16 protein-coding genes and 1 pseudogene are annotated in these 19,371 nt (G+C 62.1%); 12 read left to right on the top strand and 5 right to left on the bottom strand.

The features are described from left to right. Positions 1-132: 132 nt before the first annotated feature. From IFT57_RS26170 to desA, 3 genes are all read right to left on the bottom strand, one after another. Complete coding sequence (locus IFT57_RS26170; RefSeq protein ID WP_192153155.1) at positions 133-537, bottom strand: hypothetical protein; 405 nt, start codon at positions 535-537, stop codon at positions 133-135. 279 nt (positions 538-816) lie between these two features. Beyond that, positions 817-1,806 (bottom strand): GGDEF domain-containing protein, encoded by a 990-nt coding sequence (locus IFT57_RS26165; protein WP_240998864.1) that lies wholly within the window; start codon positions 1,804-1,806, stop codon positions 817-819. A gap of 161 nt (positions 1,807-1,967) precedes the next feature. Next, entirely contained in the window at positions 1,968-3,152 is a 1,185-nt protein-coding gene (gene desA / locus IFT57_RS26160; RefSeq protein ID WP_192153154.1) for a delta-9 fatty acid desaturase DesA, read from the bottom strand. 146 nt (positions 3,153-3,298) lie between these two features. Here desA and dibA point away from each other — a divergent pair, with 146 nt between their 5' ends. The 12 genes and pseudogenes from dibA to IFT57_RS26100 all read left to right on the top strand — a co-directional run bounded on the left by dibA (position 3,299) and on the right by IFT57_RS26100 (position 17,377). Further along, on the top strand, positions 3,299-5,164 hold the full coding sequence (gene dibA, locus IFT57_RS26155; RefSeq protein ID WP_192153153.1) for a phosphodiesterase DibA: 1,866 nt from the start codon (positions 3,299-3,301) through the stop codon (positions 5,162-5,164). A gap of 117 nt (positions 5,165-5,281) precedes the next feature. After that, positions 5,282-5,464: a sulfur starvation response protein OscA gene (gene oscA / locus IFT57_RS26150; RefSeq protein WP_043191814.1), complete on the top strand. Its 183-nt coding sequence runs from the start codon at positions 5,282-5,284 to the stop codon at positions 5,462-5,464. A 58-nt stretch (positions 5,465-5,522) separates the two neighbouring features. Then, entirely contained in the window at positions 5,523-6,533 is a 1,011-nt protein-coding gene (locus tag IFT57_RS26145) for a sulfate ABC transporter substrate-binding protein (RefSeq protein ID WP_192153152.1), read from the top strand. Positions 6,534-6,662: 129 nt separating this feature from the next. Continuing rightward, the gene (gene cysT, locus IFT57_RS26140; protein ID WP_122714254.1) at positions 6,663-7,481 is read left to right on the top strand and encodes a sulfate ABC transporter permease subunit CysT; all 819 of its coding nucleotides are present in this window, start codon (positions 6,663-6,665) and stop codon (positions 7,479-7,481) included. Positions 7,482-7,495: 14 nt separating this feature from the next. Continuing rightward, positions 7,496-8,362 carry a sulfate ABC transporter permease subunit CysW gene (gene cysW / locus IFT57_RS26135; RefSeq protein ID WP_122480633.1) on the top strand — a complete coding sequence of 289 codons (867 nt, stop codon included), beginning with the start codon at positions 7,496-7,498 and terminating at the stop codon, positions 8,360-8,362. Between the two features lie 3 nt (positions 8,363-8,365). Then, positions 8,366-9,314: pseudogene (locus tag IFT57_RS26130) on the top strand (sulfate/molybdate ABC transporter ATP-binding protein); the annotation flags it as partial. Between the two features lie 238 nt (positions 9,315-9,552). Beyond that, positions 9,553-10,134, top strand: a complete 582-nt coding sequence (locus IFT57_RS26125; protein ID WP_122795834.1) for an alpha/beta hydrolase — start codon at positions 9,553-9,555, stop codon at positions 10,132-10,134. Positions 10,135-10,187: 53 nt separating this feature from the next. Further along, positions 10,188-11,135, top strand: a complete 948-nt coding sequence (locus IFT57_RS26120; protein ID WP_192153151.1) for a sigma 54-interacting transcriptional regulator — start codon at positions 10,188-10,190, stop codon at positions 11,133-11,135. A 100-nt stretch (positions 11,136-11,235) separates the two neighbouring features. Further along, positions 11,236-12,018 carry a MetQ/NlpA family ABC transporter substrate-binding protein gene (locus tag IFT57_RS26115; RefSeq protein WP_192153150.1) on the top strand — a complete coding sequence of 261 codons (783 nt, stop codon included), beginning with the start codon at positions 11,236-11,238 and terminating at the stop codon, positions 12,016-12,018. Between the two features lie 156 nt (positions 12,019-12,174). After that, a complete protein-coding gene (locus IFT57_RS26110; RefSeq protein WP_192153149.1) occupies positions 12,175-13,254 on the top strand; it encodes an efflux RND transporter periplasmic adaptor subunit in 1,080 nt (359 codons plus the stop codon). Then, positions 13,251-14,321, top strand: coding sequence for an efflux RND transporter periplasmic adaptor subunit (locus IFT57_RS26105; protein ID WP_122795838.1), 1,071 nt, complete (start codon positions 13,251-13,253; stop codon positions 14,319-14,321). The genes IFT57_RS26110 and IFT57_RS26105 overlap by 4 nt, the downstream gene beginning before the upstream one ends. After that, positions 14,318-17,377 (top strand): efflux RND transporter permease subunit, encoded by a 3,060-nt coding sequence (locus IFT57_RS26100; protein ID WP_122714260.1) that lies wholly within the window; start codon positions 14,318-14,320, stop codon positions 17,375-17,377. Before IFT57_RS26105 ends, IFT57_RS26100 begins: the two co-directional genes overlap by 4 nt. 226 nt (positions 17,378-17,603) lie before the next feature. On the opposite strand, the gene IFT57_RS26095 is transcribed toward IFT57_RS26100, so the two are convergent. Next, entirely contained in the window at positions 17,604-18,248 is a 645-nt protein-coding gene (locus IFT57_RS26095) for a methionine ABC transporter permease (RefSeq protein ID WP_122480625.1), read from the bottom strand. Then, positions 18,238-19,371, bottom strand: a complete 1,134-nt coding sequence (locus IFT57_RS26090) for a methionine ABC transporter ATP-binding protein (RefSeq protein WP_122801295.1) — start codon at positions 19,369-19,371, stop codon at positions 18,238-18,240. Before IFT57_RS26090 ends, IFT57_RS26095 begins: the two co-directional genes overlap by 11 nt.

Raw genomic sequence — 19,371 nt, 5'->3', positions numbered from 1 at the left:
AAGATAGGCGTGTCGCAGCTGAACTGGTGGCGGGGCGCGCCAATGATTCGCTGACGCGCTGGACTACGCCGGGACATGAATAAAGGCCTCTATCTGATCACTGGCCTCAGCGGTGATCGAGAGAGGTCGGGATCAACCACCCCAGCAATGGTCGAATATTGTCTGGGCGATCCAGGGCAGGTCGCGCTGATATTCTGGAAATACCTCGAAGCGGCCGAGCATGCGGTCGGTGCAGATGAATACCTTTTGGCCAGAGCCTGCGATGGTGCAGATACCGCCAAAGCTGACATTACCTTCGCGCGATGTGGTAACCGGCAAGGTATAGAGGCTTTCGCATGACTGAATTTCAGTGGTGTCTTGATTCCAGAGGGCGTTGTCTCTGAATTCTTTTGTGACAGACTTCCAGTCCTCCAAATCAACTTTAGTTAACGTGGAATAAGCAGGCGGAAAGCTTAAGCGAACTTCGCTGTCATAATTAGCAGCAGCCGATAGCGGGACAAGCGTGACAAGCGTGACAATTATAATTAATTGTTTCATGTGCAACTCCTTGAGTGGTAATTCTCCGTAGCTCCATGGAAAAGTAAACCATGACCTAACGTATGGCTCAAGGAAACGAATATGTCTTTCTAATAGAGAATGATGAAGTTGGCTAGCATACCCTCAACCCAATGGGCTTTGATCTAGGTAGATAATTCTGCAAATCGATACAACATGGTTGAATTCCCTAAGGGGCCAGACGCGATCAATCCAGCACGGTTGCATAAAATAGGCGTGTCGCAATTGAACGGGTGGCGGAGGACACCAATGGTTCGCTGATTAGGCCGGCACGATCTGGTTCTTGCCCTGGCGCTTGGCCTGGTACATGGCGGCGTCGGAACGCGAGAAAAGGGAGTCGAGCATTTCGTCTTGCGGCTGAATACTGGTCAGGCCCTGGCTTACCGTCACGCCGTAGTTCTTGCCGTTGTGGTGGAAGCTCAGGCGCTGGATCTCGCGCTGCAGGCGCTCGGCGATCTGCATGGCCATGTCGGGCGCGCAGCCCGGAAACACGGCGGCGAATTCTTCACCACCGATGCGCCCGAACAAGTCGCCGCGGCGCAGGACCGCGCGGCCGGTTTCGGCGATGCGTTGCAGCACATGGTCACCTTCCTGGTGGCCATAGGTATCGTTGATCATCTTGAAGTCGTCGATGTCCAGCAGCAGGAAGGCCATGGGCGTGTCGTTGAGGCGGGACTGTTCGAACTCGCGGTGGGCGCATTCGAAGAAGTGTCGACGGTTGCTGCTCTGGGTCAGGACGTCGGTGGTGGCGAGGCGTTGGAGCTCGCCTTCAAGGTGCTTCTTTTCGGTAATGTCCTCGGCGATACCCACCACGATCACGCGCTGCCCTGCATCCACCTGATGGCTGACGAAGCACTTGTCGCTGAGCCAGCGGATTTGGCCGTCGGCGCTGATGATGCGGTATTCGCGGTCTTCGACGGCGCCTTTGTCGAGCACTTCGGCCAGGCTGCGATCGGCGTAGTCCAGGTCATCTGGATAGATGCTGTCACGCCATTCGTTGTAGTCGGCCAGCAGCAAACCCACCGAGCGGCCAAAAATCCGTTCGTAGGCGGGGCTGACGTAGATCATCTGCTGGGTTTCCCAATCGAACGCCCAGAGTACCGCGTTGACGCTGACCAACAGCGAGCTGAACAGCTGCTCGCGCTCCTTGAGCCGCGCGACCTCACCCTGGGCATGCATCAAGGCCAATAGGGTTTCAGCGGCTTCGGGTAGAGGTTTGACGGGTGTAGAAGGTAATTTTTTATTGACCATCATCACGGCATCTCAGAGGCGTTGGGATTACTGCGAACGGATGCGCGAAAAGGCGCGGCCAAGGCATGATCCCAGGCGGTAGCGCTATGAGTCTGAGAGCGGAAAATTGTAACGAAGTTCCGAACGGCGCGCCTTGGGGCCAAGGCGCACCGATAAACGGCTCAGGCTGCAGCAGGCCTCAGCGAGTACGTCTTGAGCTGGGTCGCGAAGTCGCGCAGCGAGTGAATGCCACTGGCTTCGGCCTCTTGGATCCAATCCTTGATGGCGGCGAGCATATCATGACCGTTGGAGCTGGTGCGCGCCCAGATCTGTTGCAGTGCCAGACGTTTTTCGTAGATGACGCGCAACGCGTGGCTGTGTTCCAGCATCGTCTGGATATGCAGGTGGTGACCTTCGTCCAGCAGGCTGGTTTCCCGCGACAGCAGGCGTTTGGCCCGACGGAATTTTTGACGCACCGACTCGTCGACCCTGCTCAGCTCCTGCTGCACCAGCGGTGCGATCACCAGCTTGCGGTACTGCGCCATGATCTGGAAGCGGTTGTTGAGGATCGCCATGGCGGTGTCCATGTCGAGCTGGCCTTTGCCTTCCACGCGGTGGGCAATCGGTGCCACGCGCTGGACCTTGGCCAGGCGCAGCCAGGTGAACAGCTTGATCCAGGCCCAACCCATGTCGAACTCCCATTTCTTGACCGACAGCTTGGCTGAATTGGGGTAGGTGTGATGGTTGTTGTGCAGTTCTTCGCCGCCGACGATGATGCCCCAGGGCACCAGGTTGGTGGCCGCGTCGCGGCATTCGAAGTTGCGGTAGCCCACGGCATGGCCGAGGCCGTTGATGACGCCGGCGGCCCAGAAGGGAATCCACATCATCTGCACGGCCCACACGGTCAGGCCCAAGGCGCCGAACAACAGCAGGTCGATGACCAGCATCAGGACCACGCCTGTATGGCGGAAGCGCGAGTACAGGTTGCGCTCGATCCAGTCTTCGGGGCAGTTCTTGCCATAGATGCGCAAGGTGTCGGGGTTTTCCGCCTCTTTGCGATAGAGCTCGGCGCCGGTACGCATCACGGTGCCCAGGCCCTTGATCACCGGGCTGTGCGGATCGTCGACGGTTTCGCATTTGGCGTGGTGCTTGCGGTGGATGGCGGTCCACTCGCGGGTGTTCTGGGCAGTGGTGAGCCAGAGCCAGAAACGGAAGAAATGCTTGAGCCCGGCGTTGAGTTCCAGCGAGCGGTGGGCGGAATAGCGGTGCAGATAGACAGTGACGCTGATGATGGTCACATGGGTCAGCAACAACGTGACTGCCACCACTTGCCAGGCGGACAGATCGAGAAAACCGTTGTACCACATAGGCGGGAAGGCCCTCGGTTGGGTGGGTAATGCGTGCAGCGCATTATCGACTAGCTATCAGATAAAGCCAGTCGCTCTTTTAGATAAGAGTCGCTGAATGTTTCTATTCTATAATTGGTACACATTTTGTGTGGCCGATTGACCCTATGTCTGTTTTATCTCGGGTTACAGCGCGCGGCGTTGTGATTTACCTGATTGTCTGCGTTGTGTGGTTTCTGTTGTGCGGTCGTGTGGCAAATGGCCTTTTCGGTGCCTCGCCGGCCGGATGGGGGTTCCACCTGGCCGGTTGCGGTGTGTGGCTGCTGGGCAGTGCGTTCGCTTTTGCCTGGCTGCGCGCGCGGCAGGCCAACCGCGAAAGCCGGCGCTTGTCGGCAGCGGTTTTCGACTGCACCGCTGACGGCGTGCTGGTGACCGACACTGCAGGGCGCATCCTGCAGGTCAACCGGGCCTTCATGGCGATCACCGGGTACGCAGAGGACGAAGTGCTCGGGCAGAACCCGAATACCTTTAAATCCGGTCAGCATCCGCCGATTTTCTATCAAGAGATGTTTCGCACATTGGCCGAGCACGACCAGTGGAGCGGCGAGATCTGGAACCGGCGCAAGGGCGGCGACAGCTACCCGCAGTGGCAGACCATTCGCGCCATCCGCGATGATCGGGGCCAGCTGAGCCACTATGTGGCGGTGTTCTCCGACATCAGCGCGATCAGGCATTCGCAGCGCGAGCTGGCCCATCTGGCACACCATGATCCGCTGACCGGGCTGCCCAATCGCCTGCTGTTCAGCCACCGTACCGAACACGCCCTGAGTACGGCCCGGCTTGCGCAACGCTGCTGCGCGTTGTTGCTGATCGACCTCGACCACTTTCAGAACGTCAACGACAGCTTCGGGCATGGCGTGGGTGATCGGTTGCTGATGGCCGTGGTCGAGCGTCTGCAGTGCGGATTGGGCGAGGAAGTGACCCTGGCGCGGCTGGGGGGCGACGAGTTCGCCGTATTGATGGAAGGCGAGTTGCGCACCGGGCAAGCGACGGCGCTGGGGCAGGTGTTGCTCGAAGGCCTGCGTGCGCCCTTCGCCATCGACGGGCACACCTTGTTCATCAGCGCCAGCATGGGCATCAGTCTGTTTCCCGACGACGCGCAGGGTGCCGAGCAGCTGTTGCGCAACGCCGACTCGGCGCTGTTTCAGGCCAAGGCACGGGGCCGTTCGAGCTATGCCCTGTATACCGAAGAGTTGACCGCCCGCGCCCAGCAGCAGATCGAAGTGACCGCAGAACTGCGCCAGGCCCTGGCCGACGGCCAGCTGCGCGTGCACTACCAACCGGTGCATGCGCTGCGCGACAAGGCCCTGGTCGGGGTGGAGGCGCTGGTGCGCTGGCAACACCCGGAGCGCGGCCTGGTACCGCCGGGGCAGTTCATACCGATCGCCGAGCGCAGTGGCTTGATCGCCGAGATCGACACCTGGGTGCTGGCCACCGCGTGCCGACAGATGCGTCAGTGGCAGGTCGAGGGCAAGGCACTGGATTTCGTCGCGGTGAACATCTCCAGCCGTCTGTTCAGCCACCATGATCTCTACCGGCAGGTCGAGAGGGTTCTGGCCGAGACGGAACTGGCACCTGCGCATCTGGAACTGGAGGTGACCGAGAGTGCGGTGATGGATGATCCGGACCGCGCACTGGAGCAATTGCATCACCTGCGCGATCTGGGTTTGCGACTGGCGATCGACGATTTCGGTACCGGTTATTCATCCCTGCTCAGGCTCAAGCGCCTGCCGGTCCACAAACTCAAGATCGACCAGGGTTTCGTCGCCGGCCTGCCTGCCGACGAGGACGATGTGGCGATCACCACGGCGATCATCGCGCTGGCGCATAGCATGGGCATGCAGGTGCATGCCGAGGGCATCGAACAGGCGAATCAGGCGCAGTTCCTGCTGGAGCACGGTTGCGGACTGGGTCAGGGCTATTGGTTCGGCCGTCCGGTGCAAGCCAGCTCGCTGCAATGGCCGGTCCAATAAGAGCAGATAAAGACTTCTGGTTATATGAAAATTCTTAAACAGTATTTTTAAGAATAATAAGACCCCTCTACTATCGCGCTCACGCCACCTTGGCACCCCTTACTCAGGAGCATGATCATGAGCGCATCGCTACGCAGCGTCGAAGGACAGGACGAAGCCACCATTCTGCGGGAAATTCAGAGTGCGCTGCGCGACCTGCGTTTCGGTGCGGTGGAGATCACCGTACACAACGCTCAAGTCGTGCAGATCGAACGCAAGGAAAAATTCCGTTTGCAGAACCCGGGCAACAAGCCCAGCTGAGTACGCGTCCTGCGTAGCAGCCATAAGAAAAATACCCGCCATTCCAGGAGCTTCGTCCATGTCTATCCGCCGTTATGCCTTGGCAGCCCTCGCCAGTGCCGTATTTGCCGGCTCCGCCGTCGCCAAGGACTACGAGCTGCTCAACGTGTCCTACGATCCGACCCGTGAGCTGTATCAGGAATACAACGCCGAGTTCGTCAACTTCTGGAAAAAGGAACACGCTGGCGACACCGTGTCGATCAAGCAATCCCACGGTGGCTCGGGCAAGCAGGGCCGGGCGGTGATCGACGGCCTGCCCGCCGATGTGGTGACCCTGGCGCTGGCCGGTGACATCGACGAGATCAGCCGCTTGGGCAAGTCCATCCCGGCAAACTGGCAGACCCGTCTGCCGGACGCCAGCACGCCCTACACCTCGACCATCGTGTTTCTGGTGCGCAAGGGCAACCCCAAGGGCATCAAGGACTGGGGCGACCTGATCAAGAATGATGTCTCGGTGATCACGCCGAATCCGAAGACGTCCGGCGGCGCCCGCTGGAATTTCCTGGCAGCCTGGGCCTACGGCCTGAAAGCCGGCGGGGGCGACGAAGGCAAGGCCAAAGAGTACGTACAGACGCTGTTCAAGCACGTGCCGATTCTGGACACCGGTGCCCGTGGCTCGACCATTACCTTCGTCAACAACGGGCAGGGCGATGTGTTGCTGGCCTGGGAAAACGAAGCGTTCCTGGCGCTGAAGGAAGACGGTGGCGAGGACAAGTTCGATATCGTCGTGCCTTCGCTGTCGATTTTGGCTGAGCCGCCAGTGGCCGTGGTCGACAAGAACGTGAAGAAGAAGGGCAACGAGGAAATCGCCGAAGCCTACCTCAAGCACCTGTACAGCCCGGCTGGCCAGGAAATCGCTGCGAAGAACTTCTATCGTCCGCGCGACAAGGATGTGGCAGCCAAGTATGCGAAGCAATTTCCAGCGCTGAATCTGGTTACTATCGACAAGGATTTCGGCGGGTGGAAAACCGCACAGCCTAAATTCTTCAATGATGGTGGGGTGTTCGACCAGATTTATCAGGCTCAATAAGATTCGTTGAGGCGACTGGCCTCTTCGCGGGCAGAGCCCCGCTCCCACAGGTCACCGTAAAGCCTGTGGGAGCGGGGCTCTGCCCGCGAAGAGGCCCGATTGTGTAAACCGTATTCATCAAGGACCTCTATGTCGCGTCGTATCTCCCCCGTCATACCCGGCTTCGGGCTGACGCTGGGCTACACCGTCGTGTACCTCAGCCTGATCGTGCTGATCCCACTGGCCGCCATGTTCGTGCATGCCGCGCAGCTGACCTGGGAACAGTTCTGGACCATCGTCACCGCTCCACGCGTACTCGCCGCGCTGAAACTCAGTTTCGGCACGGCGTTGTGTGCGGCGATCATCAACGGCGTGATCGGCACCCTGCTGGCCTGGGTGCTGGTGCGCTATACCTTTCCCGGACGCAAGATCATCGATGCGATGATCGACCTGCCGTTCGCCCTGCCCACCGCCGTGGCAGGCATTGCCCTGACGGCGCTGTATGCACCCAACGGCCTGGTTGGGCAGTTCGCCGCTGACCTGGGTTTCAAGATCGCCTACACCCCGTTGGGCATCACCCTAGCCCTGACCTTTGTCACCCTGCCGTTCGTGGTGCGCACGGTGCAGCCGGTGCTCGCCGACATTCCGCGCGAAGTCGAGGAAGCCGCGGCCTGCCTGGGCGCCAGGCCGCTGCAGGTGTTCCGCTTCATCCTGGCGCCGGCGCTGTTGCCTGCCTGGCTGACCGGTTTCGCCTTGGCGTTCGCCCGCGGCGTGGGTGAGTACGGATCGGTGATTTTCATTGCCGGCAACATGCCGATGAAGACCGAAATCCTGCCGCTGCTGATCATGGTCAAGCTGGACCAATACGACTACACCGGCGCCACGGCCATCGGCGTGATGATGCTGGTGGTTTCCTTCATTCTGCTGCTGCTGATCAATCTGTTGCAGCGGCGCATCGAAACCCCTTGAAGGAGGCTCCGCACATGTCTGCATCTTCCATTGCTGCCTCCACCAATGCGGCCCGACGTGGCAGCGCGACCTCGCGGCGGGTGCTGATCGCCCTGGGCTGGCTGGTCTTCGCCGTGTTTCTGTTGCTGCCGTTGCTGATCGTCGTGTCCCAAGGCTTGAAGCAGGGCCTGGGGACCTTTTTCGCGGCGATCTTCGAGCCCGATGCGCTGTCGGCGCTCAAACTGACGGTGTTCGCCGTGCTCATTTCGGTGCCGCTGAACCTGGTGTTCGGCGTCAGCGCCGCCTGGTGCGTGAGCAAGTATTCGTTTCGCGGCAAGAGCATTCTGGTCACCCTGATCGACCTGCCGTTTTCGGTGTCGCCGGTCATTGCCGGCCTGGTCTATGTGCTGATGTTCGGCGCCCAGGGCCTGTTCGGGCCGTGGCTGCAGGACCACGACATCCAGATCGTGTTCGCCTTGCCGGGTATCGTGCTGGCCACCATCTTCGTGACCGTGCCGTTCGTGGCTCGCGAGCTGATCCCGCTGATGCAGGAGCAGGGCACGCAGGAAGAGGAAGCGGCGCGCCTGCTGGGCGCGAATGGCTGGCAGATGTTCTGGTACGTCACCGTGCCGAACATCAAGTGGGGGCTGATCTACGGCGTGGTGCTGTGTACCGCGCGGGCCATGGGCGAGTTCGGTGCCGTGTCGGTGGTGTCCGGGCACATTCGCGGCGTGACCAATACCCTGCCGCTGCACGTGGAAATTCTCTACAACGAATACAACCATGTCGCTGCCTTTGCCGTTGCGAGCCTGTTGCTGATCCTGGCGCTCTTCATCCTGCTGCTCAAGCAGTGGAGCGAGTCCCGTATTGACCGCCTGCGCAACAGCGCCGCGGAGGAATGATTAATGTCTATCGAAGTTCGTAACGTCAGCAAGCGCTTCAATGCCTTCCAGGCCCTGGACTCCATCAATCTGGACATCCAGAGTGGCGAGCTGGTGGCTCTGCTGGGCCCTTCCGGCTGCGGCAAGACCACTTTGCTGCGCATCATTGCCGGCCTGGAAACGCCCGACCAGGGCAGCATCGTGTTCCACGGCGAGGACGTTTCCGGCCACGATGTGCGGGATCGTAACGTCGGTTTCGTGTTCCAGCACTACGCGCTGTTTCGACACATGACGGTGTTCGACAACGTTGCCTTCGGCTTGCGCATGAAACCCAAGCGCGAACGGCCCACCGAAACGGTGATTGCGCAGAAAGTGCATGAGCTGTTGAACATGGTGCAGTTGGACTGGTTGCACGATCGCTACCCCGAGCAGTTGTCCGGTGGCCAGCGCCAGCGTATTGCGCTGGCCCGTGCCCTGGCGGTGGAGCCCAAGGTGTTGCTGCTCGACGAACCCTTCGGCGCCCTCGACGCCAAGGTGCGCAAGGAGCTGCGTCGCTGGCTGGCGCGCTTGCACGAGGACATCAACCTGACGTCGGTCTTCGTGACCCACGACCAGGAAGAAGCGATGGAAGTAGCGGATCGCATCGTGGTCATGAACAAGGGTGTCATCGAGCAGATCGGTTCGCCAGGCGAGGTGTACGAGAACCCGGCCAGCGACTTCGTCTATCACTTTCTGGGCGACTCCAACCGCTTGCAGTTGGGTGGCGAGGAGCATGTGCTGTTTCGTCCGCACGAAGTGTCGCTGTCGCGCCACGAGCTGGACGACCATCATGCCGCCGAGGTGCGTGACATTCGTCCGTTGGGCGCAACCACGCGGGTGACGCTGAAGGTCGAGGGGCAGAGCGAGCTGATCGAGGCCGAGGTGGTCAAGGATCATGACAGCCTCAGTGGCCTGGCACGGGGTGAGACGTTGTNTTCATTCATAGACACCGCGTGCACCGCCGACGCGGCTCGCGCCGCTGCTACAGAAAATCACCCGTACCTTGTAGCAGCGGCGCAAGCCGCGTCCGGGTCGATGCGGTAAAAGAGGCATGCCGGGTGACCCGATAATTCGGATTTTTGGTTATTAATAAATAGCTTCTTATTCCTTAACGGATATAAATCCTTTCCCTATACTGGCCTCCAACGCAACGTTTGCAGGAGGCGCATCCCATGCGCAATGAGTCGATCCGCTATCTGATCGTGCCAGGCTGGCAGGGCTCGTCCGATGATCATTGGCAAAGCCATTGGCAACGAACCCTGCCCAACAGCGCGCGGGTCGAGCAGGATGACTGGCTCACGCCACGGCGTGAAGACTGGGTCGCGGCGCTGGACCGCGCGGTGAATGCCAGCGCCGATCCGGTGATTCTCATTGCTCACAGCCTGGGATGCGTGACCGTCGCCCACTGGTCGGCGCATGCCTCGCTGGTGTCGTTGCGCAAGGTTCGCGGAGCCCTGCTGGTGGCGCCTGCAGATGTAGAGCGACCAGCCTGCTCGCCGGCCTTGCGCAACTTCGCGCCCATCCCCAAACACCTGCTGCCATTCCCCAGCCAAGTGGTGGGCTCGGACAACGACCCTGCGGCCAGCGCCCCGCGAGCCTTGCAACTGGCCCGCGACTGGGGCGCCGAAGCGGGCATTCTGGCCGGTGCCGGGCATATCAACGTCAAGTCCGGGCATCAACGCTGGGAACAGGGGTTTGCCTACCTCTATCGCCTGCAGAGTCGCATGGACCAGCACATCCAGCTGCGTGCCTGAATGCCCGACAACCGAGTACGCCGCCTGCACCCAGGCCGGTGGGAGCTTTGCCCATGACCGCATACAACGACACCTTCGGCCAGCCGCTGCTGACCTTTCCCGACGCCGACAAGAGCCCGCTGAGCATACGCGCCAAGGCGCTGGTGTTCGTCGATCCGCGCTCGCGGCGTTTGCGCGAGGAGCTCGAACGGCTGGCGCCCAAGGCACTGCCCGTGCTGATCCAGGGTGAAAGCGGCACCGGCAAGGAACTGCTCGCCCGGCACATTCATCGCGGCAGTGATCGTGGCGGCCTTTTTGTCTCGGTCAATTGCGGCGCGATCAGCCCGACCTACGCCGATGCCGAGCTGTTCGGCTACAGCGCTGGCGCCCACAGCGGCACGGCCAGCAGCCGGGCGGGCTGGTTCGGCTCGGCCAACGGCGGCACGCTGTACCTGGACGAGATCGCCGACCTGCCGCTGGCCATTCAGACCAAGCTGCTCGCGGCGTTGGAAACCCGTGAAGTGACCCGCGTCGGCGCGGCCCAGCCCAATCCGGTGGACGTGCGCCTGGTGGCGGCGTCGAGCATCGATCTGGGCCAGGCCGTGGCCGCGGGGAAATTCAACGGACGGTTGCATGCCTATCTAGGCGAAGGCCGCCTGACGTTGCCGCCCTTGCGCGAGCGGACCGGCGATATCCTCGCCCTGGCCGAGTATTTCCTGGGCATCTACAGCCATCGTTTGAACCTGACGGTGCCGCTGATCAGCGCCGATGCGCAGCGAGCGCTGGAACGCCACGATTGGCCCGGCAATACCCGCGAGCTGGAAAACGTCATCCATTTTGCCTTGTTGGTCAGCCGCGGCGACGAAATCCTGCCCGAGCATCTCAATCTGCCAGCGGCCGCGAACACGGACTTGCTCGTGCATCTCGAGCAGCTGTTGACGCAGGCCGCCGAGCACGCCGACCCGACTGCCTTGGCCGCGCTGCTGAACCGCAGCCTGGAATATCTGGGCAAAAAGGCATAAGCAGCAAACTAAAAGGTATTTGTAGGAATATTAATTCCGGGTATTGTCCGCGCAAGGCTGGCCGATCGCTGCCGCCGCCACCCAATTTCAAGGACTTAGCATGAAAAAGGCTTTGCTGTTCACCGCCCTGGCGGCCTCCCTGTCTTTCGGCCTGGCCAACGCGGCAGATAAACTCGTGATCGCCGCCACGCCGGTTCCGCACGCCGAGATCCTCGAGCTGATCAAGCCGACCCTGGCCAAGGAAGGCGTCGAGCTGGACATCAAGGTGTTCACCGACTACGTGCAACCCAACGTGCAAGTAGGCGAAAAGCGTCTGGACGGCAACTACTTCCAGACCCTGCCGTACCTGGAAAGCTTCAACAAGGGCAAGGGCACCAACCTGGTCACCGTGATCGGCGTGCACGTCGAGCCCTTCGGTGGTTACTCGAAGAAGATCAAGTCGCTGAGCGAACTCAAGGACGGCGCGACCGTCGCCATCCCCAACGAGGGCAGCAACAGCGGCCGCGCGTTGATCCTGCTGCAGAAAGCCGGCCTGATCACCCTGAAGGACCCGAGCAACGCCCTGGCTACCCCCAAGGACATCGCCAGCAACCCCAAGAACCTCAAGTTCAAGGAGCTGGAATCGGCCATGCTGCCGCGCGTGCTGGATCAGGTCGACTTGGACATGATCAACACCAACTACGCACTTGAAGCCGGCCTGAACCCGGCCAAGGATGCCTTGGTTATCGAAGGCTCGGATTCGCCTTACGTGAATTTCCTGGTGGCCCGTCCCGACAACAAGGACAGCCTGGCCATGCAGAAACTGGCCAAGGCGCTGACCAGCCCCGAAGTCAAAGCCTTCATCGAGAAGAAGTACAGCGGCGCGGTATTGCCGGCGTTCTGATTCCCGAGTGTGACAACGGTTCACCTGAGCGCCGACAGCTTGTACAGTGTCGGCGTTTTGCTTTGTCCGGGCAGGGCCATTCCCGGCAAATGAACCTCGCACCACGGCCACAGTCGCATACACACCTGGCATCACAGCGCACGCAAAGGAGCCTGCATGGCTGGTCCTCGTTGGAAGGTTGTAGGGGTTTCCCTTTTGTTGGTTGCGCTGGCGGGATGTGGTGAAGACAAGCCCATCGAGCCGACGCATCCGCGTGTGCGCGTAGAGAATGTGCAGAGCGGCGAGTTCGCCGCTGCGGTCAATCTCACCGGCGATGTGCAGGCGCGCATCCAGACCCAGTTGTCGTTCCGCGTCGGTGGCAAGATCATCCAGCGTTTGGTTGACGTGGGCGATCATGTCAGCGCGCGGCAAGTGCTGGCGCGCCTGGATCCCAAGGACCTGCAGACCAACGTCGATTCGGCCAAGGCTGCGGTGGCCGCCGAGCAGGCCCGTGTGAAGCAGACATCGGCGGCCTTCGTGCGCCAGCAGAAGCTGCTGCCCAAGGGCTACACCAGCCAGAGTGAATACGACTCCGCCCAGGCGGCGCTGCGCGGTGCGCAGAGTTCGTTGGCGGCGGCCAGCGCCCAGTTGGCCAATGCCCGTGAACAACTGAGCTACACCGACCTGGTGGCCGACGCCCCAGGCGTGATCACCGCTCGCCAGGCCGAGGTTGGTCAGGTGGTACAGGCCACCGCGCCGATCTTCGGTCTGGCCCGCGATGGCGACCGCGATGCGGTATTCGACGTGTACGAGTCGCTGTTTGCCCAACCCGGCGGGCAGCAACCGATTACTGTCAGCCTGCTCGACGATCCGGCGATCAAGACCACCGGTACCGTGCGCGAAGTCACCCCGGCGGTGTCCGCGCAGACCGGTACAGTACGCGTGAAGATCGCTCTGCAAGGCCTGCCCAAGGGCATGGACCTGGGCTCGGTGGTCAACGCATCGCTCAACGGCCCGGGCAAGACCAGCGTCGAGCTGCCCTGGTCGGCGTTGACCAAGGACATTGCCGAGCCTGCCGTGTGGGTGGTGGGGGAAGGTGACAAGGTCAATCTGCGCAAGGTCGACGTCGGCCGTTACCTGACCGGCAAGGTGGTGATCGCCAATGGCTTGAACAATGGCGACCGCGTGGTCGTCGCCGGCGGGCAGTTGCTGCACCCGGACATGCAGGTGGAAATCGCCGAGGAGCGTCAGCCATGAAAGCGGTGATCGCGTTGTTCGCCGCCGTGCTGTCGCTGGCAGGCTGCTCGAAGGAAGAGCAAGCCCCCGAGCCGATTCGTCCGGTGCTGTCGGTCGAGGTCAAGGGCCTGGATCAGCAGAGCCTGGGACGTTTTGCCGGCAATATCCAGGCGCGCTACGAGAGCACGCTGGGTTTTCGGGTGTCGGGACGCATTGCCCGGCGTGCGGTGGATGTCGGCAGCCAGGTGGAGAAAAACCAGCTGCTGGCCACCCTCGATCCGACCGACCAACAGAACCAGTTGCGCTCGAACCAGGGTGATCTGGCCCGCGTGCAGGCGCAGTTCATCAATGCCCAGGCCAACGCGCGGCGCCAGCAGGAGCTGTTCGACCGCGGCGTGGGTGCGCAGGCAGGGTTGGACATCGCCCAGACCGACCTGAAGACCGCCCAGGCATCGCTCGATCAGGCCAAGGCCGCCGTCAGCCAGGCCAAGGACCAATTGGGCTACAGCGAATTGCGCGCCGATCACGCCGCCGTGGTCAACCAATGGAAGGTGGAAGTCGGGCAAGTGGTCAGCGCTGGTGAAGAGGTGGTGGTCCTGGCCCGCCCCGACGTCAAGGAGGCGGTCATCGACCTGCCCGCCGGGCTTGCCGAAACCCTGCCCGAGGGCGTGGAGTTTCGTGTGCAGTCCCAACTTGATCCAAGCGTTGCTACCACCGGCACCCTGCGTGAGCTTGAGCCGCGGCCCGACAGTGCCACGCGCACCCGTCGCGCACGCCTGACCCTGCGCGAGAGCCCTGCCGGCCTGCGCCTGGGTACTGCAATCAGCGTGACCTTGAGTTCAAGCATCGCGCAGCGCCTGGAATTGCCCGAGACCGCAGTGCAGGAAGTCGATGGCAAGACCCAGGTGTGGCTGGTGGACGTCCAGAACAAGACCGTCAACCCGCGTCCGATCACCGTGCTCAGCCGCGACCGTGGCGTCGTGGTGGTCGGCAGCGGTGTGCAGGCAGGCGAGCGCGTGGTCAGCGCCGGCGTCAACAGCCTGAAACCTGGGCAGAAAATCAAACTGGACGAGGCGAGCCGGCAATGAAGGGAAGTTTCAACCTGTCCGACTGGGCGCTCAAGCACCAGTCCTTCGTCTGGTACCTGATGTTCGTCGGCCTGCTGATGGGCGTGTTTTCCTATTTCAACCTGGGCCGTGAAGAAGACCCGGCGTTCGCCATCAAGACCATGGTCATCCAGAGCCGGTGGCCAGGGGCGACTCAGGAGGAGACGCTCAAGCAGGTCACTGACCGCATCGAGAAGAAGCTCGAAGAGCTGGACTCTCTGGACTACGTGAAAAGCTACACGCGGCCCGGCGAGTCCACGGTGTTCGTGTATCTGCGTGACACCACCAGCGCCAAGGCGATTCCGCAGATCTGGTACCAGGTGCGCAAGAAGGTCGACGACATTCGCGGCACCTTCCCCCAAGGCTTGCAGGGGCCGTCGTTCAACGACGAATTCGGCGACGTGTTCGGCTCCATCTATGCTTTCACCGCCGACGGCCTGAGCATGCGGCAGCTGCGCGACTATGTGGAACAGGTGCGTGCCGAGATCCGTCAGGTCGACAACCTGGGCAAGGTCCAACTGGTGGGCCAGCAGGACGAAGTCATCTACCTGAACTTCTCCACGCGCAAACTCGCCGCGCTCGGCCTGGATCAACAACAGGTGGTCGGCGCGTTGCAGGCGCAGAACGCGGTGACGCCGGCCGGTGTGATCGAGGCGGGCCCCGAGCGCATTTCGGTGCGAACCTCGGGGCAGTTCAAGTCTGAGAAAGACCTGGAAACGATCAACCTCAGGCTCAACGACCGTTTCTATCGGCTGACCGACATTGCCGACATCGAACGTGGCTACAAAGACCCGGCTGCGCCGATGTTCCGCTACAACGGCCAGCCCGCCATCGGGCTGGCCATTGCCATGAAGGACGGCGGCAACATTCAGGAGTTCGGCACCGCGCTGCATGCGCGCATGAACGCGTTGACCGCGCAGTTGCCGGTGGGCGTGGGGGTGCACAAGGTTTCGGACCAGGCCGAGGTGGTCGAGAAGGCCGTCGGCGGTTTTACCAGCGCTTTGTTCGAGGCCGTGGTCATCGTGTTGATCGTCAGCTTCATCAGCCTGGGCGTGCGCGCTGGCCTGGTGGTGGCCTGCTCGATTCCGCTGGTGCTGGCCATGGTCTTCGTGTTCATGGAGTACAGCGGCATCACCATGCAGCGTATTTCCCTGGGAGCGTTGATCATCGCCCTCGGCCTGCTGGTGGACGATGCAATGATCACCGTGGAAATGATGGTCACCCGCCTGGAAGCAGGTGACAGCAAGGAGGAGGCGGCTACCTTCGCTTACACCTCTACCGCATTCCCGATGCTCACCGGCACTTTGGTCACCGTGGCCGGTTTCGTGCCGATCGGCTTGAACGCCAGCTCGGCCGGTGAGTACACCTTTACCCTGTTTGCCGTGATCGCGGTGGCCATGCTGGTGTCCTGGGTGGTGGCGGTGCTGTTCGCACCGGTCATCGGCGTGCATATCCTGAGCAAGAACGTCAAACCCAAGCCGGAGCAGCCGGGGCGTGTCGCGCGCTGGTTCCACAGTGGCCTGCTGGGCTGCATGCGTCACCGTTGGCTGACCATCATCGGCACGTTGCTGCTGTTTGCCGCAGCGCTGTTCTGCATGCGTTTCGTGCAGAACCAGTTCTTTCCCTCGTCCGACCGCCCGGAAATCCTGGTGGACCTGAACCTGCCGCAGAACGCTTCGATCAACGAGACGCGCAAGGCAGTCGACCGCCTCGAGGCCACGCTCAAGGATGATCCGGACATCGCGCGCTGGAGCACTTACATCGGTCAGGGCGCGATCCGTTTCTATCTGCCGCTGGACCAGCAGTTGGAGAACCCTTACTACGCTCAGTTGGTGATCGTCAGCAAAGGCCTGGAGCAGCGTGGCGCGCTGACCGAGCGCTTGAAGAAGCGCCTGCGCGAAGACTTCGTCGGCATCGGCACCTATGTTCAGGCGTTGGAGATGGGGCCGCCGGTGGGCCGGCCGATCCAGTACCGGGTCAGCGGCAAGGACATCGACCAGGTGCGCAAGCACGCCATCGAGTTGGCAACCTTGCTGGACCACAACGCGCACATCGGCGAGATGATCTACGACTGGAACGAGCCGGGCAAAGTGCTGCGCATCGACATCGCTCAGGACAAGGCGCGGCAGTTGGGCTTGTCGTCCGAAGACGTGGCGAAGCTGATGAACACCATCGTCAGCGGCTCGGCGGTGACTCAGGTCAACGACGATATCTATCTGGTCAACGTGGTCGGCCGTGCCAACGATGCCGAGCGGGGTTCGCCGGAAACCTTGCAGAACCTGCAGATCGTCACGCCCAGCGGGACGTCGATTCCGCTGCTGGCCTTCGCCACCGTCCGCTACGAGCTGGAGCAGCCGCTGGTGTGGCGGCGTGATCGCTTGCCGACCATCACCTTGAAGGCGGCGGTCAGCGACGATATCCAGCCGACCGATCTGGTGGCCCAGCTCAAGCCCGAAATCGAGAAATTCGCCGAAGGCTTGCCGGTGGGCTATAAGGTAGCCACCGGTGGTACGGTCGAGGAAAGCGGCAAGGCGCAGGGGCCGATTGCCAAGGTGGTGCCGTTGATGCTGTTCCTCATGGCGACCTTCCTGATGATCCAGCTGCACAGTGTGCAGAAGATGTTCCTGGTGGCCAGTGTTGCGCCGCTGGGCATCATCGGTGTGGTGCTGGCGCTGGTGCCGACCGGGACGCCCATGGGTTTCGTGGCGATTCTCGGGATACTGGCGCTGATCGGTATCATCATCCGCAACTCGGTAATTCTGGTGACCCAGATCGACGCCTACGAGCGCGATGGCTACAAGCCGTGGGATGCCGTGCTGGAGGCAACCGAGCATCGACGCCGGCCGATCCTGCTCACGGCGGCAGCCGCCAGTCTGGGCATGATCCCGATTGCCCGCGAGGTGTTCTGGGGCCCGATGGCCTATGCGATGATCGGCGGGATCGTGGTGGCAACCTTGCTGACCCTGTTGTTCCTGCCGGCGCTGTATGTGGCCTGGTACCGGATCAAGGAAGACGAGGGCGAGGGTAAGCAGGCTTGATTCAGGTTGGGCAAAAGAAGGTAGGGTGCTCCGCCTGAGATACCGCAGCGTGGCTTTCGCGGCCACGGACCGCTCCTACGCAGGACATTATCGCCCGTAGGAGCGGTCGTTGGCCGCGAAACCCCGCCACGAATCCCCCGTAGGAGCGGTCAGCGGCCGCGAAACTCCGCCACGAATCCTCCGTAGGAGCGGTCAGTGGCCGCGAAGGGGCGCTGCGGTCTGACGACTAGCGCTTGTTGAGCACCCGCGCCAGCCGGTCGCCGCCGAACTGGATCAGGGTCACCAGGGCCACCAGCAGCACGATCACCGTGAGCATGATCTGGCTGTCGAAACGCTGGTAGCCGTAGCGGTAGGCGATGTCGCCCAGCCCGCCGGCACCGATCGCGCCGGCCATGGCCGATGAATTGATCATGGTCACCACGGTGATGGTGAAGCCGGCCACGATGCCCGGTCGCGCTTCAGGCAGCAGTACGTGCCAGACGATGTGCCAGCGTCGGCAGCCCATGGCCTGCGCGGCTTCGACCAAGCCATGATCGACCTCCCGCAGGCTGACCTCGGCAATGCGCGCGAAGAACGGCGTCGCAGCGATGGTCAACGGCACCACGGCCGCCCACACGCCATAGGTCGTACCGACGATCAGCCGGGTGAACGGGATCAGCGCCACCATCAGAATGAGAAACGGCACCGAACGGAACAGGTTGACGAACGCGCCCAGCACCCGGTTCAGCGCCGGCGCCTGGTAGATACCGCCCCGGTCGCTGGTGACCAGCACCACGGCCATCACCACACCCACCGGCAGCGCGATCAACGAGGAAACGCCCACCATCAGCAAAGTGTCCAGGGCGCCCTGCAGCAGACGATCAAACCACATAGCCCAGCTCCTCTACCTGTTGTGCCCATTGCCCGGCGCGTTGCAGCAGATGCTCGCGGTCATGGGGCGAATTGCTCACCGCCACGACCAGACTGCCCAGCGCGCGGCCCTGAATCCGTTCGATACCGCCCTGCAACAGGCTGACCTGGCCTCCCAGCAGATTGAACAGCGACGACAGATCCGCCTCGCCGGCCTGTGCCCCGGTCACGCGCAGTCGCAATACCAGCGCTGCGCCAGGCGTCGCAGGCGTGCTGCGCAGACGGGCGCGCAATTCTTCGGGCAGGCCGTGTTGCAGCGGTGCCAGCAAGGTCCGACTGACCTCATGCCGGGGGTTGCCGAACACCTGCCACACCGGGCCCTGCTCCACCACCTGGCCGCCTTCGAGCACCACTACGCGGTCGCAGATGGCGCGGATCACGGCCATTTCGTGGGTGATCAGGATGATCGTCAGCCCCAGGCGCTGATTGATGTCGCGCAGCAGGGCAAGGATCGACTCGGTGGTTTCCGGGTCCAGCGCCGAGGTGGCTTCGTCGCAGAGCAGAATCTGCGGGTCGTGCACCAGCGCCCGGGCGATGCCGACACGCTGCTTCTGCCCGCCGGACAACTGCGCCGGATAGGCATCGCGCTTGCCTTGCAGACCGACCAGTTCGAGCAGCTCACCGACCTTGCGCCAGCGCTCGGCCTGGGGCACACCGGCGACCTTGAGTGGCAATTCGACGTTCTGCCACACGGTTTTTGCCGACATCAGATTGAAGTGCTGGAAGATCATGCCGATGCGCCGTCGCAGGGCCACCAGGCGGTCCTCGTCGAACTCGCCGATGTCCACCTGATCGACCAGCACGCGCCCGCTGCTGGGCTGTTCCAGCCGGTTGATGGTGCGGATCAGCGACGACTTGCCGGCGCCGCTGCGGCCGATGATGCCGAACACTTCGCCACGCTCGATGTTCAGGTCGATGCCTTGCAGCGCCTGCACGGGGCCCTGGGCGCCCTGGTAGGTCTTGCCGACGCCGATGAAGCGCACCAGCGCATTGGCCAGCTGTGGGTGCAGCTCCAGGGGCTCGGCAGGAGGCCGGGCAAGGCCGGCAGTAGCAGCCAGCCTGCGTTGCACATTGGTGGTGGGCAT

Origin of the sequence: Pseudomonas sp. CFBP 13719 (assembly GCF_014842095.1) — a bacterium.
In the GTDB taxonomy this organism is placed as follows: domain Bacteria; phylum Pseudomonadota; class Gammaproteobacteria; order Pseudomonadales; family Pseudomonadaceae; genus Aquipseudomonas.
The sequence above is the reverse complement of the archived record's forward strand: the minus strand, read 5'-3'. Positions and strand labels throughout refer to the sequence as shown.

Coding starts and splice junctions, on each gene's coding strand:
- IFT57_RS26170 (WP_192153155.1), bottom strand. CDS start 537: ATGAAACAATTAATTATAATTGTCACGCTTGTCACGCTTGTCCCGCTA.
- IFT57_RS26165 (WP_240998864.1), bottom strand. CDS start 1,806: ATGGTCAATAAAAAATTACCTTCTACACCCGTCAAACCTCTACCCGAA.
- desA (WP_192153154.1), bottom strand. CDS start 3,152: ATGTGGTACAACGGTTTTCTCGATCTGTCCGCCTGGCAAGTGGTGGCA.
- dibA (WP_192153153.1), top strand. CDS start 3,299: ATGTCTGTTTTATCTCGGGTTACAGCGCGCGGCGTTGTGATTTACCTG.
- oscA (WP_043191814.1), top strand. CDS start 5,282: ATGAGCGCATCGCTACGCAGCGTCGAAGGACAGGACGAAGCCACCATT.
- IFT57_RS26145 (WP_192153152.1), top strand. CDS start 5,523: ATGTCTATCCGCCGTTATGCCTTGGCAGCCCTCGCCAGTGCCGTATTT.
- cysT (WP_122714254.1), top strand. CDS start 6,663: ATGTCGCGTCGTATCTCCCCCGTCATACCCGGCTTCGGGCTGACGCTG.
- cysW (WP_122480633.1), top strand. CDS start 7,496: ATGTCTGCATCTTCCATTGCTGCCTCCACCAATGCGGCCCGACGTGGC.
- IFT57_RS26125 (WP_122795834.1), top strand. CDS start 9,553: ATGCGCAATGAGTCGATCCGCTATCTGATCGTGCCAGGCTGGCAGGGC.
- IFT57_RS26120 (WP_192153151.1), top strand. CDS start 10,188: ATGACCGCATACAACGACACCTTCGGCCAGCCGCTGCTGACCTTTCCC.
- IFT57_RS26115 (WP_192153150.1), top strand. CDS start 11,236: ATGAAAAAGGCTTTGCTGTTCACCGCCCTGGCGGCCTCCCTGTCTTTC.
- IFT57_RS26110 (WP_192153149.1), top strand. CDS start 12,175: ATGGCTGGTCCTCGTTGGAAGGTTGTAGGGGTTTCCCTTTTGTTGGTT.
- IFT57_RS26105 (WP_122795838.1), top strand. CDS start 13,251: ATGAAAGCGGTGATCGCGTTGTTCGCCGCCGTGCTGTCGCTGGCAGGC.
- IFT57_RS26100 (WP_122714260.1), top strand. CDS start 14,318: ATGAAGGGAAGTTTCAACCTGTCCGACTGGGCGCTCAAGCACCAGTCC.
- IFT57_RS26095 (WP_122480625.1), bottom strand. CDS start 18,248: ATGTGGTTTGATCGTCTGCTGCAGGGCGCCCTGGACACTTTGCTGATG.
- IFT57_RS26090 (WP_122801295.1), bottom strand. CDS start 19,371: ATGCCCACCACCAATGTGCAACGCAGGCTGGCTGCTACTGCCGGCCTT.